The organism is Limnothrix sp. HT2024 (genome assembly GCF_059138625.1).
On record NZ_CM181121.1, the window covers coordinates 1,850,998 to 1,875,005 of the forward strand.

The following is a 24,008-nucleotide window of genomic DNA, read 5'->3' on the forward strand; positions in this document are numbered from 1 at the left end:
GCCCCCTGCCGGGCGATCGTCCCAGGATTGCAGTTCTGAAGAGTCTAGGGTATTTTCCTAGCTAAACCACGATCGCTCGATCGGGAATGCCCCTCGCTCCAGCCCAACCCACCACACACCGGACTGACTGCATAAACCGTGAGCTGTCCTCCCAAAACAACGGTTCCCATCGGATGTTTTGATCGGACAGTCCCCCTTTGCGGCAGCAGTCTACTATCGAAACGCTGTATATCGGTCGTGAACAATGGAACCCGAACTGCAAAAATCTGACTATGCCGACGCTGGCTCCGTAAGTGCCGAAAAAGGCGGTTCGCTAGCCCCGGCCAGTAGCGAAGAAGCAAACAACGCTGAGTTTCAGCAAATCCTTGACCAAGTTTCTGACTTTTTGGCCAAACTGCCGGAATACGTCGGCAAGTTCTATGGCGAATACCGTCAGCCCGTGGTCACCGTCGCTCTGATTGTTTTCGCGCTGATTTCAGTGAAGATCCTGTTGGCCCTGCTGGGTGCCATCAACGAGATCCCGCTGCTGTCGCCCACGTTCGAGCTGATTGGGGCCACCTACACCGGTTGGTTCATTTATCGCTACCTGCTGCGAGCCGAAAACCGTCAGGAACTCTCCAGCAAGATTGCAACCCTGAAGGGTCAGGTGTTGGGTCAAAAGTAGTTTCCTGGTTGGCTATGGAGATTGGGCAATCTCAGGCCGCGCCAGTTCCTGTCGCTCGATCGCCCCTCGCCACGGGTGAGGTGTTTGATCGCAAACCGGTGCGGTATCGATCGCAACCCCAATTTTCGACGAAGACCGATGGAAGGGACAGCTCCGTGTGGTGCTGTCCCTTTTGATTGTTGAAAACCCCACCTAACCGGGCGCTAGGTGATTCCACTCGATCGCCGCATCCCGCAGGGCTTGATCAACGCTTTTTTCCTCTAGCAATGCGCCTTGGATGTTTTCATACAAAATTTGCTGAAGATCCTTCAGGTTTTTAATTGGGGGCAGCAACACGCGGGCGCTGGTGAGTTGGTCGGCGGCAATTTTGCGGGCTTGGTCGATCGCGCTGGCGTTGCCCGGGCGCGTTGCCTGGGCCAGGCTAGCCCGCAAGCTGGCCAGAGCACCTTGGGTGGAGGGCAACACGTTGGCGGCCTGGGCAAAGCTGAGCTGGTGGCGATCGTCCGTTAAAAACAGGGCAAAATCGACGGCCGCTTCGGCCCGGGGCGATTTTTTGGGAATGGTGAGGTTCATCACGGCCACGCTGCGCACCCCAGAGGAACCGACCACTTGGGGAGCCGCCGCCGACAGGGCCGCGATCGAGGGGGCATTAGTCGCGATCGCATTCAAAAATTCAGGACTGGAACCCACCAGGGCCGATTCTCCCGCCTGATATAGCTCAATGCCGCGACGGTGGCCTTGGGTGAGGGCTTCTTGGGGTAACCAGCCCCGCCGAAACAAGTTCACCCAGTAGTTCACGGCGGCTCGCCCGGCGGCCGACTCAAAGGCGGCCCGCCCCCGATCGTCCACCAAGGTCACCCCCATTTGCACCAAAGCTTCCAGCACCTCGGCGGAATCATTGGGGGCAAAGGTGATGAAAAAGCCGTATTTACCAGTTTTTTCGCGCACCCGTTGGGCCAGCTCCGCCAAGTCTTCGTAGGTGGCGGGCGGCCGATCGATCCCGGCCTGTTCCAGGAGCGATCGGTTATAAATCGTCACCTTGGTGGTCAAATACCAAGGCACGCCGAAGGGTTCGCCCCCGATCACGTTGGCTTGCCAAATATTGGGCAAATAGCGCCTTTGAACGGCAGCGGGAACCCGATCGCCCAAGGTCAGCCAAGCCCCGCGTGCCGCCAGCCGGGAGGCAAAGCTGGGGTTTAAATTCACCACATCCGGAGCCTGGCGGGCCGCCACCGCCGTCAGAATTTTGCTTTCCATGGCGGCCCAGGGCACATCGAGCCAATTCACCCGCAGGCCCGATCGGGCCGACTCAAACTCCCCGATCGCCTGTTGGAAATAGTCCGTGAATTTGGGCTGGAGTTGCATCGTCCAAAATTGCAGCGCCGATGACGAACTCGATCGGCCACAGGCCGCCAGCCCGATCGCCGTGCCGCCAGCCAACTGCAAAAACGATCGACGGCTCCACCCTCCGTGCGGCCCTCTCCGCTGCATCTTGGCCATCCCCATGGTGCTCTCTCCGAATTTACACGGAATTTTGAAGCGATTTCCCGATCGCCGTCAATCGTGAAAACCTACGGCCAGCAAGATTTCTTTACCCTCGGGTATGGCGATCTTAAACGAAATTGGATACCATGCGTCGTAGTCCATGGTAGTGCTGAAACCATCGGCGTTTTCGGCTTTTTGAGCCATCCCTTCCCTGACTGCCAACCCATTGGGGGCCAAACAATTTCCCTGTTTGTGGATCCCTGATGGTTGCCCATCGGCCCCTTGACTGCCATTTTCGGGTCTCCTAACCGTCCCCAACTATGAACGCTGCTGGAAACTTGTTTGCCCCCTTAGCCAACGCGATCGGCAGTCTCTTAGGAGGCGGTAAAAAAGGCATCGGCATCGAAATTTCACCCGAACGAATTAACCTGGTTCAACTCCAAAAAAAGGGACAGAAATTCAAGCTGAATATTCTTTCTTCCGTGGAAGTTCCTGAAGGCGTGATTGAGGAGGGCGCGATTGTGGATCCCCCCGCCGCCGCCGAACTCATTCAGGCGGTGATTCAAGATAGCCGCGTCAAGGTGAAGGAAGTGGCCACGGCGATTCCTGGGCGTGAAACCGTGATTCGTTTGATTCCTGTGCCAGCGGAACTCAATGATGATGAGCTGCGGCAATACATGAACCAGGAAGCGGGTCTTTATCTCCCTTTTCCTCGAGAAGAAGCGGATGTTGACTATCAAAAACTCGGCTACTTCACCGATGAAGATGGCATCGAGAAGGTGCAAGTGTTGCTGGTGGCCACACGTCGAGAGGTGACGGATGCTTATCTGGACACCTTTGAGCAGGCGGGGCTACGAATCAAGACCTTAGAAATTAGCAGCTTTGCCCTCATTCGCACCATCCGCGAACAACTCCGGGGCTACGCTTCTAATCAGGCCGTGGTGCTGGTGGATATCCAGTTTGATAGCAGTGAAATTGCGATTGTGGTGGATGGCGTGCCGCAGTTTTCGCGGACAGTCCCGATCGGGACTTTGCAAATGCAAGAGGCCCTGAATCGGGCGATGAACACGCCCCCCAGCCGCAGCACGGACATGCTGATGGAAATGACCATTCCCATTTCACAAATTGAGGCCGTGGGAACCGCTTCGGGCACGACGGGCATGAGTCCCGGCTCGGTGGCGATCGTGAAAATGATGGGCGAGTTGGCCGATGAGTTGCGGCGATCGGTCGATTTCTATCTCAACCAAAGCGAAAATTTGGAAATTGCCCAGTTGATGTTGGCGGGGCCCGGCGCGGCGATCGGGGAAATTGATGAGTTTTTTACCCAACGGTTAAACGTGCCCGTGATGCGGGTTGATCCGATCGAATCCTTGGGTTTGGAGGCCGACAGCGACATCACCGAAGCCCAACGCGCCAGCTTGGGAGTCGTGTTAGGGTTGGGGCTGCGGAATGCGCTTGATGACCGGGAATAGGGGGCCCTCGCACAGAACCACTGACACGCCGCCATTGACTCGCAAGGGTTATTGCTGTTACCCCTGTTGGTTAATGTCGGTTCAACCGCTCACCCTCTGAGTTGACCCATCGCCTCCCTGCCCGATCGCCCCTTGTCGATCGTCCGCCCTTCTGCCCCGGGTGATGACCGAGCTGAATCCCGAGACTGCAAACCCCGAGCCACCCGACTGTTGCCCTCGCTATGTATAGTCTCAACATCAACTTCCTGAAGGATCGCCCCGAGTACCAAACCGCCGGGGCCGGCAAAACAGCGGGTGCTGCTGTCGCCCAGGCGAGTAAGTTGCCGCTGATTTTGGGTATGATGGTGGGTTTGGCGGTTCCGGCGGCCATCGGCGGATTCTGGGGCTATCTCCAACTCCAAAAAGCCGCCCTGGAACAGAGCCAAGCCGAACTCAATAAAGACTTACAAGATCTGGAAGCGGAGCTGGCCAAAGCGGCCCAAGCCGAAGCAGAGATGAAGGCGATCGACCAGCTCACCCAAGGTTTGGTGGGGGTGTTCAGTCGCGTGAAGTCTTGGTCTGCCCTGCTGGGTGATTTGCGCGATCGACTGCCGGTGGGCGTGCAGATGACGGCCATCCGCGAGGTCGAAGACAAGAACGCTGCCACCGCCGCCGCCGCCAGCACCCCCAAGCCCAGCCCCGGTGCGGCCGCCGCCAGCGCGAGCAAATCCATTCGCCCCCCGAAAACCCTGACCATCGAGGGTTATGCCAACTCCCTGGAAGGGGTGGGCGAGTTTTTGCTGCTGCTGCAAAAGTCACCTTTCTTGGATGCGGCCAAAACCCAGTTAGTGGGCAGCCAGGCGATCGATAACCCCGCCCAGATCGTCCAGGCCAACCAAGAGGTGCAAGATGGCATTGCCTATGTGCTAGCCGCACCCCCGCCCACTGCGGCGGCCGCCGGCGGCCAAGTTAGAATCGTTGCGCCGAAGGTCATTAAGTACACGATTCAGTCGGCTTACACGACCAAGCCCGCCGAAGAGTTGCTGCCGGTGCTCGATCGCAACGGAGCCTCCGGCCTTGTGGTGCGCATCGAAACCATTCGCCGCATTTTGGCTGAACAAGGCAAAACCCCCAACACCGGCCTCACCCCACCGGCCGGCGACAGCGAGCCTAAGGAGAATACCAACAATGGCGTTTAGCGCACAGCAAGCGGTCACGGAACCCAGCGATCCCGTTGTTTTTGGGATTACCTTCACACCCACCATCCTGGGCGGTGTTGTGGCCGCCGCCGGTGTCATTGGCGGCGTGGCGCTCCTGATTCAGGTGGTGATGCCCCAATACGAAGAGTACAAAAAGCTTGAAGAGGATGTGGCCACCAAACGAGAACGCCTGGAACAGGTGGCCGAAGAAAAACGCAAGGTGCAGCAAACCCTCGACAACTTACAGCGGGCCCGCGCCACCCAAGAGCAAGTACTGGCGTTGTTTCCCGCCCCCACCACGGTTTCGGTGCTGCCGTTGGATCTCAACCGGATTGTTTCCGAACAGTTTGGCCAAATCACCAAGCTGGAACCTGTTCCGGTCAAAAGTCCATCGGAAGAGATGGTCACCGATGGTTCTTGGGGCGATGCGGTCAACAGCAAAATTCGGCAACTGGTGCTGAAGGTGGGATTCGAGGCGGACTATGATCGCACCGGCAACATCCTACGCAACCTTGAGCGCTATCAGTCGATGCTGGCGATCGATGATTTGACCTCCGAGCTAAAACTCTCCAAGCAGGCGGTGCGGTTTGATGACAAAACTGGGCAATTTGTCGCCCAAGGCGCGCCCCAGGTTCGGATTCAAACCAATTTTTCGTTAAAGGTGCTCCTACCACTCTCGGCTCGGGAGTTGGCCCAACAGGCCGCCGCCGAAGCCAACAAAGCAGGCGAAAACGCAGATAAACCGGAGGGCGAAGCACCCAAGTAATCGCCAGATTGGGGGCCGAGGGATCCGCAGCATCATGATGTTCTGACTCGATCGCCCTGGCGAACACCCATTTTCCTTTCCCTAACCCCAACAACCACGATCGACAAAACAGCAGTGAGGAGCGAACGGTGAACTACGAGCGGATTTTGGGCAATGCAGCGCTGATGGGTGGGTTGGCAACGGTGGCGATCGTGCAGCCCGCCTTGGCCGAAACCAACGTGCTGGATGTGCGGATCAGCGGCAGCGGCAGCGGTGTGGATGTGGAATTGGTGACCGATTCGGTCGATCGACCACAGGTGTTCCTGTTGCCTCCCCAAGGAACCAGCCTGATTGCCCATGTGGCCGGCGCGCGGTTGGTGGTTCCCGGCGGCAATGTAACCCGAGCCAACCCCGCCCCCGGAATTGCGGCCGTGGAAGTGACCCAACTGGATGGGAGCACCGTCCAGGTAACGGTGCGCGGCACCACGGCTCGCCCCACCGGTCGCATTCGCCCCAGCAACAACAATGCCGTTCTGCTGAGCTATGCCGGCACGGCCACCCCCAGCACCCCCAGCAATACCGGTAGCCCCGTGGCCCAAACACCGGCCAACACCGGCTCGCCGGTTGGTAACGGCGCACCCAACGTCCTGGTTCCCAACCCCACCATCACCATCGACGGTCAACCGGCCGTGCTCAGTCCGGCGGTGGCTCCTCCCACCATGCCCCGGGCGATCGCCCCACCCGTTGGCGACATTGCCATTTCCGATCTACCGATCCAGCCCTACACCATCAACCTGGGCAGCAGCCAAATCATCCCCCGTTTGGTGTTGCGAGAAGCCCCCGTGCGTGAAGTGTTGTCGCTGCTAGCCCGGGCCAGCGGCGTGAACATTGCCTTTGCGGACAACGCGGCTGGCCCCACCCCCGGCAGCCCCACCGCTCCCGGCACGCCTCCCACCACCGGAGCCGATGCTCGCATTAGCCTCGACATTGAAAACGAATCGGCCCAGGACGTTTTCAACTACGTCTTGCGGATTAGTGGTCTTCAGGCCAGCCGCAATGGTCGCACCATTTTTGTGGGCCGGAGTTTGCCCAACGCGGCCCGGGATGTGGCCATGCGTTCCGTGCGCCTCAACCAAGTGCGGGCCAACGAAGCGGCCGGTTATTTGGTGATTTTGGGGGCCGAAAGTGCCACGGCGGCCACGGAGCGAACCACGGAGGTTGTGCGGATCGGGGCAGAGCAACAGCAGCAGGGCGGTGGTGATGCGCAGGTTCAAGCGGCTCCCTTGACCCAAACCCGCACCAGTGAGCGCACGGTCATTAACCCGCTTCGCTATGACCCGAAAGATTCGGTGCCGATTCTTCGCGGCTTGCAAATTGCGGTAGATCAGCGCACCAACACCATCACCTTGGTGGGGCAGCGGGATTTGGTCGCCCTGGCTTCCGAGCAGTTGTCGCGGATTGATAGCCGCCTGCGTCAGGTGGTGGTGAATGTGCGGGTAATTGACATCAACCTGCTGCAAAATGATCGCCTGGGTACGAGTTTCTCCTTTGGGGTGGGTGGCACTCGCATCGTCAACACGGGCGGCATTGGGGTGATTAACTGGAGCGATCGGGGCGCGCCCTACTCCACCAGCCTGGCTCCCGAGTCCGTTGGGTTTGGGCCCGTTTCGGTTCCCCTTTCAATTTCGGGCGATGTGAATGGCCAAAATCCCAATGGCTTTAACATCGCCAACGATTTCCTAGCTCAGCTCCAAGCTTCTGTGATTAACGGAAATGCCAAAATTCTGACCGATCCAACCTTGGTGGTGCAGGAAGGGCAAGTGGCCAATGTGGAACTCACTGAAGAAGTGGTGGGAACCGTGGAGGCGGAAACGGAAGTTTCCAATGGTGTGAGCAACACGACTTTCACCATTGAAAAGGAAAAAGCTGGTCTCGTTTTGGGGATTCAAGTCGATCGAATTGATGACAATGGTTTTGTTACCCTGTCGGTTTCGCCCTCGCTGAAAGTCCCGGTTGATCGGTTTGGGGCCCTTGAAGATAATGCCTTTGCCACTTTACTGTCTGAGCGGAAGCTATCATCCGGCACGATTCGGATTCGGGATGGCCAAACCCTAGTCCTGGCAGGCATTATTCAAGACACAGATCGCAGCGAAGTGCGCAAGATTCCGATTTTGGGTGACTTGCCGCTGTTGGGGTCTTTGTTCCGCCGTACCGATCGCCGCAACGAGCGCAAGGAGTTGGTGGTGTTGCTCACACCGCAATTGCTGGACGACTCGAACGCTTCAACCGCTGGCTACAGCTATACGCCTAGCCGGGAAGCCCAAGAGTTAATTCAACGCACCAACATGCGATAGAAAAACACTGGCGGTTGCTGTTTTCAGGGATTCACGGCATCCATCGAGCAAATTGGGGGGCGATCGAGCGGGTTCGATCGCCCCTTTGAATTTCTGAGCCGATTATTTTTGATCAATCTCATCGCTCAATTTTTCCCAGCCGATCATCCCTGGGCGCATCATTCTTGGGCCCATCATCTTTGAGCACACCATCTTTGAGCACAATCCAAGATGGCTCCGATTTATGGGGATTTGGCAACCGATGGCAAGAATAAAGGTTCAGGCCTATGCTGAAATGGCAATGGATCGGCTGAACTGAATTGCAAAGGATCGATCGGCTATGAGTCGTGGATTTTATATCATCGCCAATGACAAAGTAACGGAACATGCGATCGCGCTGCTCGAAAGTATTCGGGCAACTGATTCCGAAACACCCGTTATGCTCATTCCCTATGATGATCACTACCAAAAGGTTGCCAAAATTCTGAGCGATCGCTTCGGTGTTTTATTATTTGAAGATTTAGAGTTTATTCAACGCCTTTCTGTTCAGCTTCAAAGCATCTTTGGTCAAGAATTTTTCGCTCGTCCGAATCAGTTTCGTAAACAAGCTTGCTGGTTTGGCCCCTTTGATGAATTTCTCTACATTGACACAGACCTGATTGTTTTTGAGCCGATTATTCAATGCCTTGATGCGCTGTCCGAAGCAGACTTTGTTTGCTATGACTATCAACATGCTGGCGGCATGAAGGACGTTTTCACATCAACCGTTCTAGACCAGGGTGTTTTTACAGAAGAAGATCTGCGGGGAACTTTTAACGGTGGTTTGTGGGGATCTCGCAAAGGATTAATCACCGAACAAGATTTGTACGACACCTTCGCTGAATGTGCCGCTCACCCAGAATATTTTGATTTTTCTAAGAAAACGTCCGACCAACCCATTATTAACTACATGGTTTTGCGGCGATTTCCTAAGCGCTGGAATTGGACACAGCGGCCCGAAAAGGGGCCCGGAAGCTGGGCCGGTAGCAAACATTTTGTTTGGCAGGGCGATCGCTTGATCGATCCGAAAGTCAACAAACCCGTTCCCTATCTGCATTGGGCGGGCATTCGACTTCAGCCCGGTTGTCCCTACTGGGAACTGTGGGAGAAATATCGGTATTTACACGAACCGAAGCCGACCGTTTCTCCTTTGGCTCCGCCACCATCACGATCGATCTGGCAACGGGCCCTGACCAAGGCCAAACGCATCCTGAAGCCCCATCCCAAACGCTAGGGCCGATCGCTCGGATTCGCAAACCCTCGGTTCTTACATCGCAGGATCCTGGGGGGCAAGGTGCTTGAGCGCCTTGTCTGGAGTGGTTGCTGGTTTGAGATCGTGATTGATCTGGGATGATCACCCGTTGGCGATCATCACCCGATCGACCCCCTGGAAACCCAGTCAGCCTTAGTAAATCCGTTCAATCGCGTAATGTGCCAGCCCCACCAAGGCCTCCCGCGCCGCCGACGGAGCCAACACCATCACATCCTCGATCGCCTGCTCCACATGATGTTTCGCCAAAGCACGAGACCGCTCAATGCCCTGGCTCGATCGCACCAACTCCAGGGCCGTTTCAATATCGCCCTCCTCTGAAAACTCCCGCTCGATCGGCCCCTCCAGTTGGGGGAACTCCTCCAGCGCATACAAAACCGGAGCCGTCAGGTTGCCGCTGCGCAAATCCGACCCCGCCGGCTTCCCGAGCACTTCATCGGAACTGGTGAAATCCAAAATGTCATCCACCACCTGGAACGCCAACCCCACATGGCGACCGTAGCTATAGAGCCGCTCGGCCACCGATCGCTCCACATCGCTCAAAATCGCCGCCGCCTTGGAACTGTTGGCCACCAGCGATGCGGTTTTGTAGTAACTCTTTTGTAGATAGGCTTCCAGGGTCAGGCTGGTGTCAAAGCGATTGAGGCCCTGGTCAATTTCGCCCTCCGCCAAATTCATAATCACTTCCGAAAGCAGCTTCACCACTTCCAGATTGTCCAAATTTGCCAAATACCAAGAGGACTGGGCAAAGAGGAAATCGCCCGCCAGCACCGCCACCCGGTTATTGAAACGACTGTGTACCGTGGGCACACCCCGTCGCGTTCCGGCTTCATCCACCACATCATCGTGAACCAAGCTGGCCGTGTGGATCATTTCCGTAATTTCTGCCAACCGTCGATGTCGGGCCGTAATTTCCGCTGACCCCATCGTGGCCCGGGCCACCAACAACACAATCGCCGGTCGCAAACGCTTGCCGCCTGCACTAAACAAGTGCTCTGCCGCTGCATAGAGGATCGGATGCTTTGCGCCAACCAGCTTGCGCAGGTTCATCGTCATGGCATCAAGATCGGCTTCAACCGGAGAAAGCAGGGAAATCGTCGAGGTCATGGATTGGCCCGGTGCAGCATCAGGTTACGAAATTTTACGCATTCTGTGATTATTTTAAGCTAACCCCAGACCAATCCGCGTAGATGAGTGGGATCGGGATTTGTCAAGATTACGGTGATTGATCGGGGATCGCTGTTGCACGAATGCCCATCAATACGGGCTTTTGGGGATTTCTAAAGATTTGTAAAAACCACCAAAAATTCACTGTCAACCCTGAGAAATCAGGTGTTATTCTATAGGTCAGGGGTTTCTAAAAACTTCATGGGAAAGCTGCCCGCTGCAAGCTTTGCCGAATTGAATAGGACTGGACTCCGAAATGTGAATTGCACGAGCATTCTCACACAAAGACGACCAGATCCAAGCCGCTATCAGGTCTGCTGACCCGAACCAATCCGGTAGCGATCGCGAATCAGCACCCTTAAGGGTGTTTCGGTTCCCGATGGGATGGTTCTATTCAGTGAGGCCCAGACCCAGATAGGGGTTAAGCACTAGGTTGGACTCCGATTCTCAATTGCCTTGAGTCAGGGTTCGGCCTTGGTGTGCGCCATGGTGAGTGCTGTCATTGCTTTGGAACGGCGACCGGGGGATGTCGATCGCGTTCTGAACCATATTTCAGTGCTGGCTTCAGCGCGACCATATTTTCAGCTCACAAAAACTATATTCATGTACAGTTACTGCTATGAACGCGCTGGGACTGTTGGTGGGATTGGCCCTCTACCAAGGATTGGTGATCGCAAATCGGTATTCATTGCCGATTCATAATGTGGCGCATTTGGTATTTCCGCAGCAAACGTCTTGGACCATTTTGGGTGCATCGGTGGTCTATTTGGCGGTGGTTTATTTGCTGCTGTCGATCGCACAGCAACGATACAAAAACCGCTACCAAGAAGTAGCTGAACGAGTTACGGAATCCAGAGGCGATCGGGTGGAATCGTTGGGGTTATCGGATGGTCGCGATCTGGCCACCAGACGCTTTTAGCTCCACGAGCAAAGGTTCAATAAAGGTCAAGCAAAGAAGGCAAAGGACGCAATATCCAACAGGTTCTCTCTAGCAGCATTTCTCTGATGAAATGATTGAGGTCAACGAAGATTGGATCTAGCTATTGGGTTCAAACATAGGGATCTAAATTCCCTAGTCAACTCAAGTTGCTGTGAGGGGATGTCTCAACAATCAAAATGCTACCTTGTGGGTCTTATCGATCAATTTGACCGATAGAGACAAGGGGCTTAAGCCCCTTGCCCCCACGACTGCTAGTGCTTTGCAAGTCGTTACTGCTCAGACATCCTCTAAGCTTTTGCCACAAAAAACGGGGTACTGGCTCTTAACCGGTACCCCGTTTTTATGGCATTTTTGATGGGGCTTTTATCGGCGGCTAGCAAAGTTGCCTATCACGATCGCCCATCAACTGTCATGGGGCAAGGGGCTGAAGCTCCTTGTCTGGGCCGATCCCTAGGGCATACAGAGTAGCAAGTTTGGCTTTTCGACAGTCTCTCAGGATCAAGATTCTGGCTAACCTAATTGAGCGAGGCGCTCTTTGCAGGCAAAAATTCGCTCGATCGTTTCCTCAACGGCCTTATCCGGTGTGGACGCACCGGAAGTGATGCCCACAGTAATCGGCCCGGCGGGTAACCAGTTTTCGGCACGTTCGATGTCGCCGTGGAGGGGTTTGTGCTCGATCGCCCGCTCATCCAAAATTCGATCGGCGCTGTCAATGTGATAGGAAGGGATGTTCCGTTCGATGGCAATTTCCTGCAAATGAGTGGTGTTGGAAGAGTTAAACCCACCAATCACAATCATCAAATCCATCGGCGCATCCACCAACTCAAACATGGCATCTTGCCGTTCTTGGGTAGCATCACAAATGGTGTTGAAACTCATGAAGTGATCGTTCAGTTTGTCGGGGCCAAACCGCTGCATCATGGTGCGCTCAAACAGCTTCCCGATCTCTTCGGTTTCGCTCTTGAGCATGGTGGTTTGGTTCGCCACACCCACCCGATCGAGATCCCGATCGGGATCGAACCCCTGCGAACAGGCCTTGGCAAATTTGGCGAGGAATTCTGTCTTATCTCCACCTTGCAGAATATAGTTGCTGACGTATTCCGCCTGCTCCATATTCAGCACAACCAAATATTTATTGGCAAAGGAACTGGTGGCGATCGTTTCCTCATGGTTGTATTTCCCATGAACGATCGAGGTGTAATCGCTTTTTTTGTGTTTTTCAACGCTGTTCCACACCTTTGCTACCCAAGGACAGGTGGTGTCTACGATGATGCAACCACGATCGTTCAACAGTTGCATTTCCTGCACACTGGCCCCAAAGGCCGGCAGAATCACCACGTCTCCTCGTTTCACCACCGAGAAGTCTTTTTGGCCATGGTTCACTTCAATGAACAACACGCCCATCTGTCGCAAATGGTCATTCACCGATGGATTGTGGATGATTTCATTGGTGATCCAAATCCGCTCCGTGGGGAATTGTTTGCGGGCTTCATAGGCCATGGCCACCGCCCGTTCAACTCCCCAACAAAACCCGAATGCTTGGGCTAGGCGAATGGTCACATCGCCCCGGGTCAACACATTGCCATTAGCCCGCAATTCTTGAATTAAACCGCTTTGGTAAGAGGTGGCCATGGTTTCAGCCACCGCTGCTCCGTGACCAAACCCGCGCCGAAAATAATTATCGGAATGATTCAGCGATCGCCGAAATGCTTTGGTATCCAGAGGGGCGGCGGTTTGGGCAGCGCTGTCTTGGGTCTCGGGGGCCAGGTCGGTGACGGGCGTTTCCATAGCGATCGCTCTCGGGATTTAAATCAAGTTTTGTTTAAGCGGCTCGGCCCCATTGTATCAGGGGCGATCGGGCAGTGATGGGCCGGATCCGGCAGCGTTGATGGGCCCCCTGCGCAACCTATTCCCCGTCCTTTTCCCACTCCAAGTCCGTCGGCGGTTCGATCGCCCTCACATCTTCTCGATAGAAGTGCCGGATGCCTTGGCCCTGTTCCACTCGCACCGTCACCGCCCGATCGCCCACCTGTTCCACCTGGCCGCGCAAGCCGTTCCAAATTGGATCTCCATCGGGCCGCACCACTGCAATTTCCACCCAATCCCCGATCGACAAGGGTGAATGCTGTTGCTTGGCTGCCGCTTTCCAAAGAATCCAATCCCGCAGCAAATAATTCACCTGCTTGGGAGCCTCGTCTTGGGGGCAGTGGCCGACCCCTTCCAAGTTCACAAACCGCTCAACGGCTGGGTATTGCTCGAAGGCCAACCCGCGCTCGATCGGCTCCCAAGGATCCGCCGCGCCCCACAGAATCATGGCCGGACAAGGCAGCTTCGGGAACAAGTCCTCCGGCAACGGCCCTTGGGAATAGCGCGTGAAGGCCAAAAACACATCGGCTGCCCCCGGATCGCGTGCTGGTTCCATCAGGATCTCCACCAGCTCATCCGTCACCGCGCTGGTGTCTCGGTAGGCTTGGCAAAGAATTTTGCGCACGGTGGCCGGCTGGGCAATTTGTTGGAAAAAAGTCCGGCCTAACCAAGGCCAACCCAAGATTTTTTGCAAATAGCCGGAGCCAACCCGCTTAAACCAGGGCAGCTCGGCCCGGCGGCGATCGTGCAACAGGCGCAAGGAACAGTTCAGCAACACCACCGCCCGCGCCAGCTCGGGATGGTTCACGGCCGCCTGCATGGCCACCACGCAGCCGATCGAGTTGCCCACCAAAAACGCCGCTTCCCCAACCACCTCGCGGCAAAAGTCCGCCACCAACTGCCCCCAAGTCTCGAAGGTGTAGTGAATTTCCCGATCGGGCGTGGGCTTGGCCGATCCCCCAAAACCAATTAGATCCAGGGCAAACACGCGGCAATGTTGCGCCAAAAAGGGAATATTTTTACGCCAATGCCGCCAGGAAGCCCCGAACCCGTGGATTAAAACCACAGCGGGGCCAGCATCACCCGAATGCTGATAGCAAATGCGATGGCCTTGCCAAGTCCAAACATAGGGACAAGCATCGGTGGCGGAAAACTGGGTGAGTTCAGGGGCGATCGCAGTCACGGTAGGGGAAAAGGAATTGGAAAATGGAGCCTAACGAGATTGTAAAGCTGATAATTATCAATTTCCGTGCGTCGATTCAGTCGATCCAAGGAAGCGCGTTACCCTGGAAGAAAGAGTTCGATCGATTGAGGCGGTTACCATGCAAAGCGGTTGGCGCGTGGGGTCGATCTTTAACATTCCGCTACTAGTCGATCCATCGTGGTTTTTAATTTTGGTTTGGTTTTCGGCCGCCAACAGTGTTGAGTGGGCGAACCGCTATCCCGATTGGGGCGCGGGGCTGACCTGGCTGTTGGGTTTGCTGACCGCTTTGTTGCTCTTTGGCTCCGTGCTGGTGCATGAGTTGGGCCACAGCTTGGCGGCCCGATCGCAAGGCATCGCCGTGAATTCGATCACCCTGTTCATGTTTGGCGGTGTGGCCGCGATCGACCGGGAATCCAAAACCCCCGGCGGCGCGATGCAAGTGGCGATCGCGGGGCCCCTCGTCAGCTTGAGCCTGTTTATTTTGCTGTCCGCGATCGGGCGGTTGGCTCCCACCAGCCCGCTCACCATCCTTTGCTTGAATTTGGCGCGGATTAATTTAGTGCTGGCGGTGTTTAACCTAATTCCCGGTTTGCCCCTCGATGGCGGCCAGGTGCTGAAGGCACTGGTTTGGAAAGCCACCGGCAGCCGGTTTACGGGCGTGCGTTGGGCCGCCAAAGCCGGCCAGGCGATCGGCTGGTTGGGCATCAGCTTGGCTGCCTTCCTGATCCTGTTTGTGCCCGGTGGTCTCCAGGGCTGGTGGATTGGGTTAATTGGCTGGTTCTGTTTGCGCAATGCCGCCAGTTACGAACGCCTGACCACCGTGCAGGAAGCTCTGGTGAATGAACGGGTGGCCGATGCCCAATCTCGGGAATTCCGGATCGTGGATGGTCACCTGAGCCTGCGGGATTTTGTGGATAACTACCTGCTGACGGCCGATCGCCCGGAATACTTTGTGGCCATGGATGGGCGCGATCGGGGCCGGATTGATCCCGAAAGCCTCAAAGCCATTGACCATGAGCGCTGGCCCTGGATTCGGGTGGTGGATGCCATTGAACCCATTGACCGCCTCACCTCGATCGCGGACAGCGCCACCCTGGCCGAAGCAGCCCTGCTGATGGAAGAACGGCAGGTGCAACGGTTGGTGGTTTTGAGTCCGATCGGCTCCGTGGTGGGCACGCTCGATCGCGCCGACCTCACCCGCCAAATCATGCAGCGGCTCAAAATCGTGATTAATGAAACGGAACTGAAGCGGTGCAAAGCCGAACATTGCTACCCATCGGGCTTTAACCTCGGGGCGATCGCCCGCACCCTGGCTGAAGAGATGGCCTAGGAGCCAACTGGCCCGGTTGCCACCGCCCTCAGTTGCCGCTGTTTTGGGTGGCGATCGCTTGGCCGGCCGTGAATCCCCTTGCCCTCAGGGTAATCTCGTTAATCTGCTGGTCTTGATTTGCTTACTGATTTGCTTAGTTATGAACTGGACTCCCGAAGCCGAAGCCAAGCTCAAAGAAATTCCGTTTTTTGTCCGGCCCGCCGCCCGCAAAAAGATCGAGAAATTTGCCCAAGAAGCCGGTGAAACCACCATCACCGTTGAAGTTTACGAAGCCGCCAAGAAAAAATTCGGCTAGGGATGGCTCAAGGCTGTTCTCCCATGGCGGCTCGGGGCGATCGGCTCGATCGGCTACTCATCCCCCGTTTGAGTTTGCCGCTCCAGCACCGTTTTCAGCACCAACGTCACCAACGCCAAGCAAGCCAACAGCAACGCCGCCGTATAGGACGCTTGGGTCTGATATTGCTTATAGGCTTCCTCCACATACAGCGGCAAAGTCTGCGTTTTGCCCGCAATGCTGCCGGAAACCACCGCCACCGCCCCAAACTCGCCCATGGTGCGAGCATTGGTCAAAATTACCCCATACATCACGCTCCAGCGAATGGATGGCAGCGTCACTCGCCAAAAGATTTGCCACTCATTCGCGCCCAAGGTGCGGGCGGCTTCCTCTTGGTCTTTGCCCAAGTCCTCCAGCACCGGCAACACTTCCCGCACCACAAAGGGCATGGTCACAAAGGCCGAAGCCAAAACGATTCCCGGAACCGCAAAGATGATCTTGACATCCCACTCTTGGAGCAAGGGGCCAAACCAACCTTCCCGCCCATAGAGCAGCACTAACATTAACCCCGCCACCACCGACGGCACGGAAAAGGGCAGGTCAATCACGCTTAACAAAAAGGCCCGGCCGGGAAAGTTACGCCGAGTCAAGGCCCAAGCTGCACAAAGCCCAAAAACCGTGTTCAAAGGAACCACAATCACCGCAATCAACAACGTCAGCAGAACGGCTTTTTGAAAGTCGCTCTCTTGCAGGGCAGCCCAAAACCCCGGGAAACCGCCCGCGAGTGCTTGGTAAATCACATTCAACAGGGGAATCACCAGCACCAACAGCAGATAGGCGGCAACTCCCAAAATGAGAGCTAGTTTCACCCAATCAACTTTGAGTTTTTTTTGGGGCAAGGACTGGGGAGCGTTGGGGGGATTCAGAGGGGTCGAAGCCATGGTGACCGACGGGGAAAAGTTCGCAAAGGTGGATTGACGAAGGAGTGGCGTGCGGCTGGTGGCAGCAGGCGCGACGCACTTTTAACGATTAATCGTGGAAGGGCTGCGAGCGATGGTTGCGGCGGTCGCTTCCATTGGGGAAAAAACTAGTCGTAGCGGCGACCCCAAGCTTGCAGCAAGTTAATGATCAACAACATGACCAGGGAAATTAGCAGCATGGTGGTGCCAATGACGGTGGCTCCTTCGATGTCGTACTGTTCCAGCTTTTGGAAAATCAAGACGGAAGCGACCAAATCTTGGAAAGGCACGTTGCTGGCAATCAGCACTACTGAGCCGAACTCCCCCACCGATCGGGCAAATCCCAGGGCCACTCCCGTGATGGTGGCGGGCAACAGGGGCGGCAACAGCACTCGGGTGAAGGTTTGCCAAGGGGAAGCCCCCAAGCTCCAGGCCGCTTCTTCCAGTTCCGATTCAATTTCCCGAATTACGGGCTGCAAAGTGCGCACCACAAAGGGCAGGGAAATGAAGAGCATAGCTACCCAAACCCCAGTGATAGTGAAGGAAACTCGGATTTTGAAGGGAGCCAACAGGGAGCCAAGCCAACCCGTTTCGCTGTAAACCGTCGCCAGGGTCAGGCCAGCGACGGCGGTGGGCAGGGCGAAGGGCAGGTCGATCGCCGCATCCAGCAGCCGCTTACCGGGAAATTGGTAGCGCTCCAGCACCCAGGCAACGATAAACCCCGCCAGACCATTGACCGCAGCGGCCAAAAAAGCCGTTAAAAAGGTGGCTTGGTAGGTGGCCAGGGCGATCGGGGCGGTGGCCGTTTCCCAGAAGCTCTCGATCGGGAGGGTGCTGGCTTTGCTGAACATGGCCGCAAAGGGCAACAGCAACAGCAGCAACATGTAGCCGATCGTCACCTGCCAGGGAATGGAGAGGTTCTGGGGCCAGGCCCAGCGGCGATGCGGACGGCGGGAAGTTGCGTTGGCGGTCATAGGGATTTTGCAACGAAGTCGTTTTCAGGATAAGCCAAAGGGTTCCCGAAAGTACACATTTCCAATCGATTTAGGGGAGATTCTTGAAAAACTCGAGGTCTCTCGTCCTGTATGCGTATATTGGCGATTCGCGTGGGGATGTGTTGAATAGGCGATCGCCTCCTGAGTTGGAGGATGGCCGCTAGAGGATATCTGAAAAGCTAGAATTGTCGCCTTGTGAGTTGGATTGATCAACGCAGACAAGGGGCTTAAGCCCCTTGTTCCTAAGGCTACTAGCACCTTTGCAAGCTCCCCCAGCCACTGCTCAGACATCCTCTTAAAACTCTCGGCGTGAAAAGGCAAAAATTGCCCCACACAACAGCAGCACAGCGTATAAAACTCCATACACCGCATCACCGATCAACAGATGCCCTTCGGGAATCAGGCCATACACGGCGAGGTTTTTGAGGTTAAACCGCTCCAAATCCGGCAGGATTAGATAGAGAATTTCTGTTAGCCGCTGCATCAGGGGATCTTGAAGCTGAATCCCGATCGTCAGCAGATTACGGCTGATGTGGCCCATCAGGTAAATCGCCAGGGTCAGCACAACCGCCAGCAGGGGGCTGGTGAAGGATCCCAGCAACAGGGTCACCGCCGCAATCAACACCAGTTCCAGCCACGCAAACAGGGCCGTCAACACCATGGCGCTGAGTTCAAAGCTGGCCCGTCCCCACAACCACAGGCCCACCGTTTGCACCAGCGTGGCCCCCGTGACCCAGGCCGCCAACAACATCGACAGACCCAAGTGCTTGCCCAGCATGAATTCTGTGCGGCTGAGGGGTTTGGCGATCGCGAGCAGAATGGTGCGGCGTTCAATTTCGCGATCGATCAGCCTTGTGCCCACCAAAATTGTCACCAACAGTCCCAGCAGACTGGTGGCGGCCAAACAGCCATCGAGCACGATTTTGCCAGCGGAATCACCAGCGGAAATTAAGGGCACTAGGGCGATCGCCAGCACCAAGGCTACGGCATAGACCAAAAGTAAATAGCCGATTTTGGCGCGCCAAGCCTCCAAAAAAGCATTGTGGGCGATCGCCCAAATTCGCTGGCCACTGAACCCAGCCAAGAATGCTCGCCAACCTGTTAATTGACCCATGTTCCTGACGAATTCTGAACGCAACGTGACTACAAGATAGAAAGGGCAAAGCCGATTAATCCAACATCAACTAATTCAACATCAACTAATCCAACACCAACTAATCCAGCGCCAATTAATTCAAGACGAAGATTCAAGGCTAACAAACTTGACCTTGATCAATCCAATGCTGATTAATTCCAAACCGCTTGACCCTTGATCCTGTTAATGATCATTAGTAATGCTCATTAGCCCCATCAACACTATTGGAGCAGAGCTATTGGAACAGATCGACTGGCCAAACAAACATACTCGCCGCATAGGCTCGGACATCATTGTTATTCAGGGCCGGATGCTGATCAATCCAGGATTGGATCATGAAAGCAAACCGAATCCAAAAGGCTAGCAAAAAGTGTCCCAGCAACCACATGGCCAAAGGAATGCGCTCTTTGATTGGCACTTTGTAGCGAGAATCCGTGGGCTTGCTGAGAAAGTCTTGGACAATTTTGATGGTAATTGAACTGAGCGGAAAGGTTAAGCAAGCTAGGTACAGGGCATCGGTGCGATCGCTGCTGGGATCCGCCAAGAACCGATAGAGCAACAGGGAGCACAAGGCTCCGGCCATCCAAGGGCCGAGGGAAACGCCTCGAATTTGAATTGGCTTTTGTTCGATCGACCAAACCACCCCAGACAGGGCCAACATCAAGGCACTAAACCCCGAAAAGGTACGCTGCAACTCCAGGTTATTCGCTCCCAAGCGGGCCATCACAGACAAGATTAAAAAGCCAATGCTAACCCAGAGCAAGGTTTGCCAGGAAAAGGCTTTTCTGGGTTGGACAATTTTCCAAAAATCACTGCTGATTTCTTTGAGCATTGTCTGTCAATTTCCTATAAATTACGGTGGACTTACGGTTGTCTTTGAACTCGATGAATTACCCTAAGCCTGACGAAGGGCGAAGAGAATACTTTGAATGGCAATCACCAAAGCGCCAATGCCGGTGCTGGCAATATGTCCCCAAAAAATTGTTTTCTTGGCCAATTCACTTTGAATGGATTGGTAGCGCTGAAAAAAGCTCTGAAGCTGCTTGCGCATGGTGATGGTGAGGGTGGGGGTTGTTTCGGTTTCCGGCTCTTCCGGAATGCCTAAATCAGCACCGGGGGCAGGATATTTCAAGATTAAGTCTAGGAATTGAACGGCGATCGACTTCAGTTCAAAGATCAGGAAAAAGACGATCGGGACAACAATTAATAACCAATTATTTAGCTCACTCGACCAAACGCCTTGCAAGATCAGCGCTTGTAAATCGTTTTGAATCGCAGGCGGAAACAATTCATAGGCCGTGAAGAAACAAGCCCATCCCATGCACAGCACCAGCAGTTCCATGGCGGCGGCATATTCCACACTGCGGCGCTGGTTCATGCCCGCCAGTCGATTGAAGATCACCGCTTCACTGGCGATCGCGATGAACAGAAACAGAATCTGAAAAATAACGGTGGGCAAAGGCAAGATCAGAGGCATAGGGGCGATCGGGGGGTTGTCAGGGTTTGCAGGATGGGAGTTGGGGTCGGTTAATGCTGATTTTACCGGGCTAGCTTCTCAGCGATCGGGGGTGGTTGGATCCCGATCGAACTGATCGGGGCGATCGGGTCTGGGCGCTTCGGTCTAAGATCCTGAGGGCGCGGCATTGGGATTATGACCTGGCAGTTTGCATCGCTGGCGCTGCGGGAAAAGCGGCAGCCGGAGCCTAGGGCGTGTCGTCAAATCACCTGAAGCCCTGATGCCACCGTTAGCAGATCGTGGGAAGGGGCTTAAGCCCCTTGTTACGACGACTGGGACATGGAAAATCAATCGTTTCCGCCTGATCCTAGGAAATGACGACAGGCCCTAGGGCGATGCCTTGTTCCCTATCCCGTTGACGACCCGAGCGGCACCAGACACAGGCCCCTGAGCAATGGCTCAGATTCCGGTTTTTCAGTAACCTTCAGCAACGTTTGTAGCATCGGCATGAGAACCGCACCACGAAACGGCATTGGTATTCGCACAGCCCAGACCCGCGACGATCGGGAATTGGGGCAAATCCACGTCTACGATGGCGCGGGTAAAGGCAAATCGCAAGCGGCCTTGGGCGTTGTGTTGCGATCGATTGGCTTGGGCATCCACAGCGACTGGCAAACCCGAGTTTTACTGTTGCGGTTTTTGAAGGGGCCCGATCGCCCCTACGACGAAGACGCGGCGATCGCGGCCTTGCAGCGGGGCTTTCCCCACCTGATTGACCAGGTACGCACAGGGAGATCGGAATATTTCGGGCCCGAAGGTGTGACCAAGTTCGATCGCCTGGAAGCCCAGCGGGGTTGGGACGTGGCCAAAGGGGCGATCGCCTCGGGGCTATATTCCGTCGTTGTGTTGGATGAAATTAACCCCGTTTTGGACTTGGGGTTACTGGATCTTGACGAGGTGATCAGCACCCTGAAAAACAAGCCATCGGAGTTGGAAATTATTGCCACGGGCCGCAGTGCCCCCACAGCCCTGCTAGACATTGCCGATTTGCACTCGGAAATGCGCCCTCGGGAATTGGATCCCAACCTGAACTTGGAAGGCATTGAAGGCATTGAAATTTACACGGGCGCGGGCAAGGGCAAATCCACCAGCGCCCTCGGCAAAGCGCTCCAGGCGATCGGACGGGGCATTGGCCGGGACAGCTCTCACCGGGTGCTGATTGCCCAATGGCTGAAAGGGGGCAGCGGCTACACCGAAGATGCCGCGATCGCCGCTCTGCAACAGAGCTATCCCAGCCTGGTGGATCATCTGCGGTTTGGGCGCGATGCGATCGTCTGGCGCGGTCAGCAACAGGAACTGGACTACATCGAAGCAGAACGCGGTTGGGAACTGGCCCGCGCGGCGATCGCCTCGGGGTTATATAAAACGATCGTCCTGGATGAACTCAACCCCACCGTTGATTTGGAATTGCTCGATGGGGAGGCGATCGCCCGTGACCTATTACGCAAACCCAAAGACACTGAAATTATCATCACGGGGCGTTGCCTGAATCCACCGGCCTATTTCAATCTAGCCAGCGTTTATTCTGAGATGATTTGCCACAAGCACTATGCGGAAAAAGGCATGGATCTGAAGCGTGGTGTAGATTTTTAGGACTGAATTTTGGGTTTGGATTGGTAACAGGAATCCTAACGTTGCTTCAGCACCAACAGGGTCATATCATCCTCAGGCTGTTGGTGATTGAGGTGACTTCGTAAATCAGCAACAATCGCCTCCAAAATCTCGGCCGCTGGGCGATCGCGCTGCTGACAAGCCACCCAACAAAGCCGCTCTAATCCGTAGGCTGTCTGTCGATCGCCCTGGGCTTCCGTGATGCCATCCGTGTAAAGCACCACCACATCACCCGCTTGAAGTTCCAGGGTGGCCTTCTGCACCCAATGGGCAATATCCGGCTCAATCCCGATCGGGAAGCCCAAATCCATCGTGTCAAATCGTTCGATCGTGCCGCTCGATCGAACCACAATCACCTCCTCATGTTGCCCCGTTAAACACAGCCGCCCCCCTTGATAATCCAGCAGCGCCAAGGTGGCATGTTTGTGCAAATTCATGCGTTGTAAATTTTCATAAATTGCACGGTTAATCGTGTTTAAAAAGCGGGCTGAGTTGTGCTCGCAGGCTGCCAGCAGGGTGCGAGCTGCCATTTGAATCATCAGCATTAAGAGGCCGCTTTCTAGGCCATGGCCCGTCACATCACCGATGCCAATTTTGATGTGATCGCCCTGACAAATCACATCGTAATAATCACCGCTCACTTCCGCCGCTGCCGCCGTGAAGCTGGCAATTTCTAACGGTTCGATCGCCGCCAATTCGCTCTTGGGCGGCAGCAGCATTTTGTGTAAGCGATGGGCAATTTCTAACTCCGCTTGGGTTTTGGTTAGGGCTAATTGGCTGTTGCTCAAGGCCGCTTCCACCTGCTGGCGGTTGTCCATTTCCTGGCGCAAATCCTGTAGGGCCGTTTGCAACTCCGCCGTGGCTTGGTCAACGGCCCGTTGCAGGCGGGTCGGCTCGCCCATCAGCTTCCAAACCACCGCCCCCACCCCGATCGACAGCGCACCGCCCAGCAGCCAAATCACCCCCGCAATCGGGGATCGATCGCGCCAGCCCGATCGGGGAGTTGCCGCCAACTGCCAAGTGCCATTGGGAATCGCCACCCCCACCAACACCGGATCCTGCTGAAAAACCTGAGCCTGCCCCCAAAACACATCGCCCCGCTCTCCCAGGCCGTCCTTGCCCCGAATGGTAAGCGCCAAATCTTGGCTCACTTTCGGCAAATCCGCCGCTTCATAGATCGCCATTTCATCCACCACCACACTGGCTAGCCCCCAGTAGGTCGGCGACGGGTTCAAGCCCGGTTGATCCACCACAAAAGCCGGGGTGCGGTTAATGAAAGCGACTCCCCCTTGCACCAACTTCACGGGGCCGGCAATGGTGGAGCGCTTTTGTTGAATGGCGCGTTCCACGGCGGCCCGTTGCTCCGGTTTGGCCACCAAGTTCAATCCCAAGGCCAACTCATTCCCCCGTAAGGGGTAAATATGGCTAATGACAGAGTTTTTAGCCAAGTTGACACTGCGGATGCCGCTGTTTTTTTCCAGCAGCACCGTACCCATGCGGGCAAATTCCGCCTGGGTTACTTGGGGGTTGGCGGCCACATAGGCCGCCAAGGACTCGGCCAGCAGCAGTTGGGAGTTGATATAGCCTTCAAGCTTGGCGCGAACCGTGCTGAGTTTGCTGAGTACCGCGGCCCGTTCCTGGCTGCGAAATTGGCGGTTTTCGGAACCGACCAGCACGCTGGTTGCCACAAGCACAATCAGGGCCGCAGTGGCAGCGGCCCCGATCGACTGGGCCTGGCCAAATCGCAGTGGGGGCGATCGGCGCAGGGAAGTGGGCATAGACGAGATCTCCAGAGAATGCTGTTGCAATCGCCGTTGATCTCTGA

21 protein-coding genes and 1 pseudogene are annotated in these 24,008 nt (G+C 55.6%); 11 read left to right on the forward strand and 11 right to left on the reverse strand.

The window, feature by feature from the left end; translation table 11 throughout:
* Window positions 1-44 precede the first annotated feature (44 nt).
* Complete coding sequence (locus AC2IAX_RS07440; protein ID WP_255508950.1) at window positions 45-170, reverse strand: hypothetical protein; 126 nt, start codon at window positions 168-170, stop codon at window positions 45-47.
* 74 nt (window positions 171-244) lie between these two features.
* On the opposite strand from AC2IAX_RS07440, the gene AC2IAX_RS07445 reads away from it, so the two are divergent.
* Together AC2IAX_RS07445 and AC2IAX_RS07450 are read left to right on the forward strand one after the other, a co-directional pair.
* Window positions 245-664, forward strand: a complete 420-nt coding sequence (locus tag AC2IAX_RS07445; protein WP_494389991.1) for a CAAD domain-containing protein — start codon at window positions 245-247, stop codon at window positions 662-664.
* A 14-nt stretch (window positions 665-678) separates the two neighbouring features.
* A complete protein-coding gene (locus tag AC2IAX_RS07450; RefSeq protein WP_494389992.1) occupies window positions 679-840 on the forward strand; it encodes a hypothetical protein in 162 nt (53 codons plus the stop codon).
* A gap of 16 nt (window positions 841-856) precedes the next feature.
* On the opposite strand, the gene AC2IAX_RS07455 is transcribed toward AC2IAX_RS07450, so the two are convergent.
* Window positions 857-2,170, reverse strand: a complete 1,314-nt coding sequence (locus AC2IAX_RS07455) for an ABC transporter substrate-binding protein (RefSeq protein WP_494389993.1) — start codon at window positions 2,168-2,170, stop codon at window positions 857-859.
* Window positions 2,171-2,469: 299 nt separating this feature from the next.
* Between AC2IAX_RS07455 and pilM the strand changes: the two genes are divergently transcribed.
* From pilM to AC2IAX_RS07480, 5 genes are all read left to right on the forward strand, one after another.
* The gene (gene pilM / locus AC2IAX_RS07460; protein WP_494389994.1) at window positions 2,470-3,621 is read left to right on the forward strand and encodes a type IV pilus assembly protein PilM; all 1,152 of its coding nucleotides are present in this window, start codon (window positions 2,470-2,472) and stop codon (window positions 3,619-3,621) included.
* Window positions 3,622-3,842: 221 nt separating this feature from the next.
* Window positions 3,843-4,799 (forward strand): PilN domain-containing protein, encoded by a 957-nt coding sequence (locus AC2IAX_RS07465; protein ID WP_494389995.1) that lies wholly within the window; start codon window positions 3,843-3,845, stop codon window positions 4,797-4,799.
* Window positions 4,789-5,565, forward strand: a complete 777-nt coding sequence (locus AC2IAX_RS07470; protein ID WP_494389996.1) for a hypothetical protein — start codon at window positions 4,789-4,791, stop codon at window positions 5,563-5,565. The genes AC2IAX_RS07465 and AC2IAX_RS07470 overlap by 11 nt, the downstream gene beginning before the upstream one ends.
* Window positions 5,566-5,693: 128 nt before the next feature.
* Window positions 5,694-7,898, forward strand: a complete 2,205-nt coding sequence (locus AC2IAX_RS07475; protein WP_494389997.1) for a secretin GspD/PilQ domain-containing protein — start codon at window positions 5,694-5,696, stop codon at window positions 7,896-7,898.
* Window positions 7,899-8,217: 319 nt separating this feature from the next.
* Entirely contained in the window at window positions 8,218-9,150 is a 933-nt protein-coding gene (locus AC2IAX_RS07480) for an Npun_R2821/Npun_R2822 family protein (RefSeq protein ID WP_494389998.1), read from the forward strand.
* 171 nt (window positions 9,151-9,321) lie between these two features.
* Here the strand turns inward: AC2IAX_RS07480 and sds are convergent, their stop codons facing one another.
* The gene (gene sds, locus AC2IAX_RS07485) at window positions 9,322-10,293 is read right to left on the reverse strand and encodes a solanesyl diphosphate synthase (RefSeq protein WP_099535223.1); all 972 of its coding nucleotides are present in this window, start codon (window positions 10,291-10,293) and stop codon (window positions 9,322-9,324) included.
* Window positions 10,294-10,972: 679 nt separating this feature from the next.
* On the opposite strand from sds, the gene AC2IAX_RS07490 reads away from it, so the two are divergent.
* Window positions 10,973-11,272 carry a hypothetical protein gene (locus tag AC2IAX_RS07490; RefSeq protein ID WP_494389999.1) on the forward strand — a complete coding sequence of 100 codons (300 nt, stop codon included), beginning with the start codon at window positions 10,973-10,975 and terminating at the stop codon, window positions 11,270-11,272.
* Between the two features lie 531 nt (window positions 11,273-11,803).
* Here AC2IAX_RS07490 and AC2IAX_RS07495 read toward each other — a convergent pair.
* Together AC2IAX_RS07495 and AC2IAX_RS07500 are read right to left on the reverse strand one after the other, a co-directional pair.
* Window positions 11,804-13,015, reverse strand: a complete 1,212-nt coding sequence (locus AC2IAX_RS07495; RefSeq protein WP_494390318.1) for a 4-hydroxy-3-methylbut-2-enyl diphosphate reductase — start codon at window positions 13,013-13,015, stop codon at window positions 11,804-11,806.
* 430 nt (window positions 13,016-13,445) lie between these two features.
* Window positions 13,446-14,333, reverse strand: a pseudogene (locus AC2IAX_RS07500) (alpha/beta fold hydrolase); the annotation flags it as partial.
* A gap of 148 nt (window positions 14,334-14,481) precedes the next feature.
* Here AC2IAX_RS07500 and AC2IAX_RS07505 point away from each other — a divergent pair.
* A complete protein-coding gene (locus AC2IAX_RS07505; protein WP_494390000.1) occupies window positions 14,482-15,693 on the forward strand; it encodes a site-2 protease family protein in 1,212 nt (403 codons plus the stop codon).
* A gap of 139 nt (window positions 15,694-15,832) precedes the next feature.
* Entirely contained in the window at window positions 15,833-15,988 is a 156-nt protein-coding gene (locus tag AC2IAX_RS07510; RefSeq protein ID WP_099535229.1) for a PCP reductase family protein, read from the forward strand.
* A 53-nt stretch (window positions 15,989-16,041) separates the two neighbouring features.
* On the opposite strand, the gene cysW is transcribed toward AC2IAX_RS07510, so the two are convergent.
* The 5 genes from cysW to fraC all read right to left on the reverse strand — a co-directional run bounded on the left by cysW (window position 16,042) and on the right by fraC (window position 20,533).
* Window positions 16,042-16,908 (reverse strand): sulfate ABC transporter permease subunit CysW, encoded by an 867-nt coding sequence (gene cysW, locus AC2IAX_RS07515; RefSeq protein ID WP_494390001.1) that lies wholly within the window; start codon window positions 16,906-16,908, stop codon window positions 16,042-16,044.
* Between the two features lie 146 nt (window positions 16,909-17,054).
* Entirely contained in the window at window positions 17,055-17,900 is an 846-nt protein-coding gene (gene cysT, locus AC2IAX_RS07520) for a sulfate ABC transporter permease subunit CysT (RefSeq protein WP_494390002.1), read from the reverse strand.
* Window positions 17,901-18,216: 316 nt separating this feature from the next.
* Window positions 18,217-19,035, reverse strand: coding sequence for an ABC transporter permease (locus tag AC2IAX_RS07525; RefSeq protein ID WP_494390003.1), 819 nt, complete (start codon window positions 19,033-19,035; stop codon window positions 18,217-18,219).
* A 256-nt stretch (window positions 19,036-19,291) separates the two neighbouring features.
* The gene (locus AC2IAX_RS07530; protein WP_494390004.1) at window positions 19,292-19,888 is read right to left on the reverse strand and encodes a DUF5357 family protein; all 597 of its coding nucleotides are present in this window, start codon (window positions 19,886-19,888) and stop codon (window positions 19,292-19,294) included.
* Window positions 19,889-19,951: 63 nt separating this feature from the next.
* On the reverse strand, window positions 19,952-20,533 hold the full coding sequence (gene fraC, locus AC2IAX_RS07535) for a filament integrity protein FraC (protein WP_494390005.1): 582 nt from the start codon (window positions 20,531-20,533) through the stop codon (window positions 19,952-19,954).
* Window positions 20,534-21,019: 486 nt separating this feature from the next.
* Between fraC and AC2IAX_RS07540 the strand changes: the two genes are divergently transcribed.
* Window positions 21,020-22,165, forward strand: coding sequence for a cob(I)yrinic acid a,c-diamide adenosyltransferase (locus AC2IAX_RS07540; protein ID WP_099535242.1), 1,146 nt, complete (start codon window positions 21,020-21,022; stop codon window positions 22,163-22,165).
* 35 nt (window positions 22,166-22,200) lie between these two features.
* Here AC2IAX_RS07540 and AC2IAX_RS07545 read toward each other — a convergent pair whose 3' ends face one another.
* Entirely contained in the window at window positions 22,201-23,961 is a 1,761-nt protein-coding gene (locus AC2IAX_RS07545; protein WP_494390006.1) for a SpoIIE family protein phosphatase, read from the reverse strand.
* Between the last annotated feature and the right edge of the window lie 47 nt (window positions 23,962-24,008).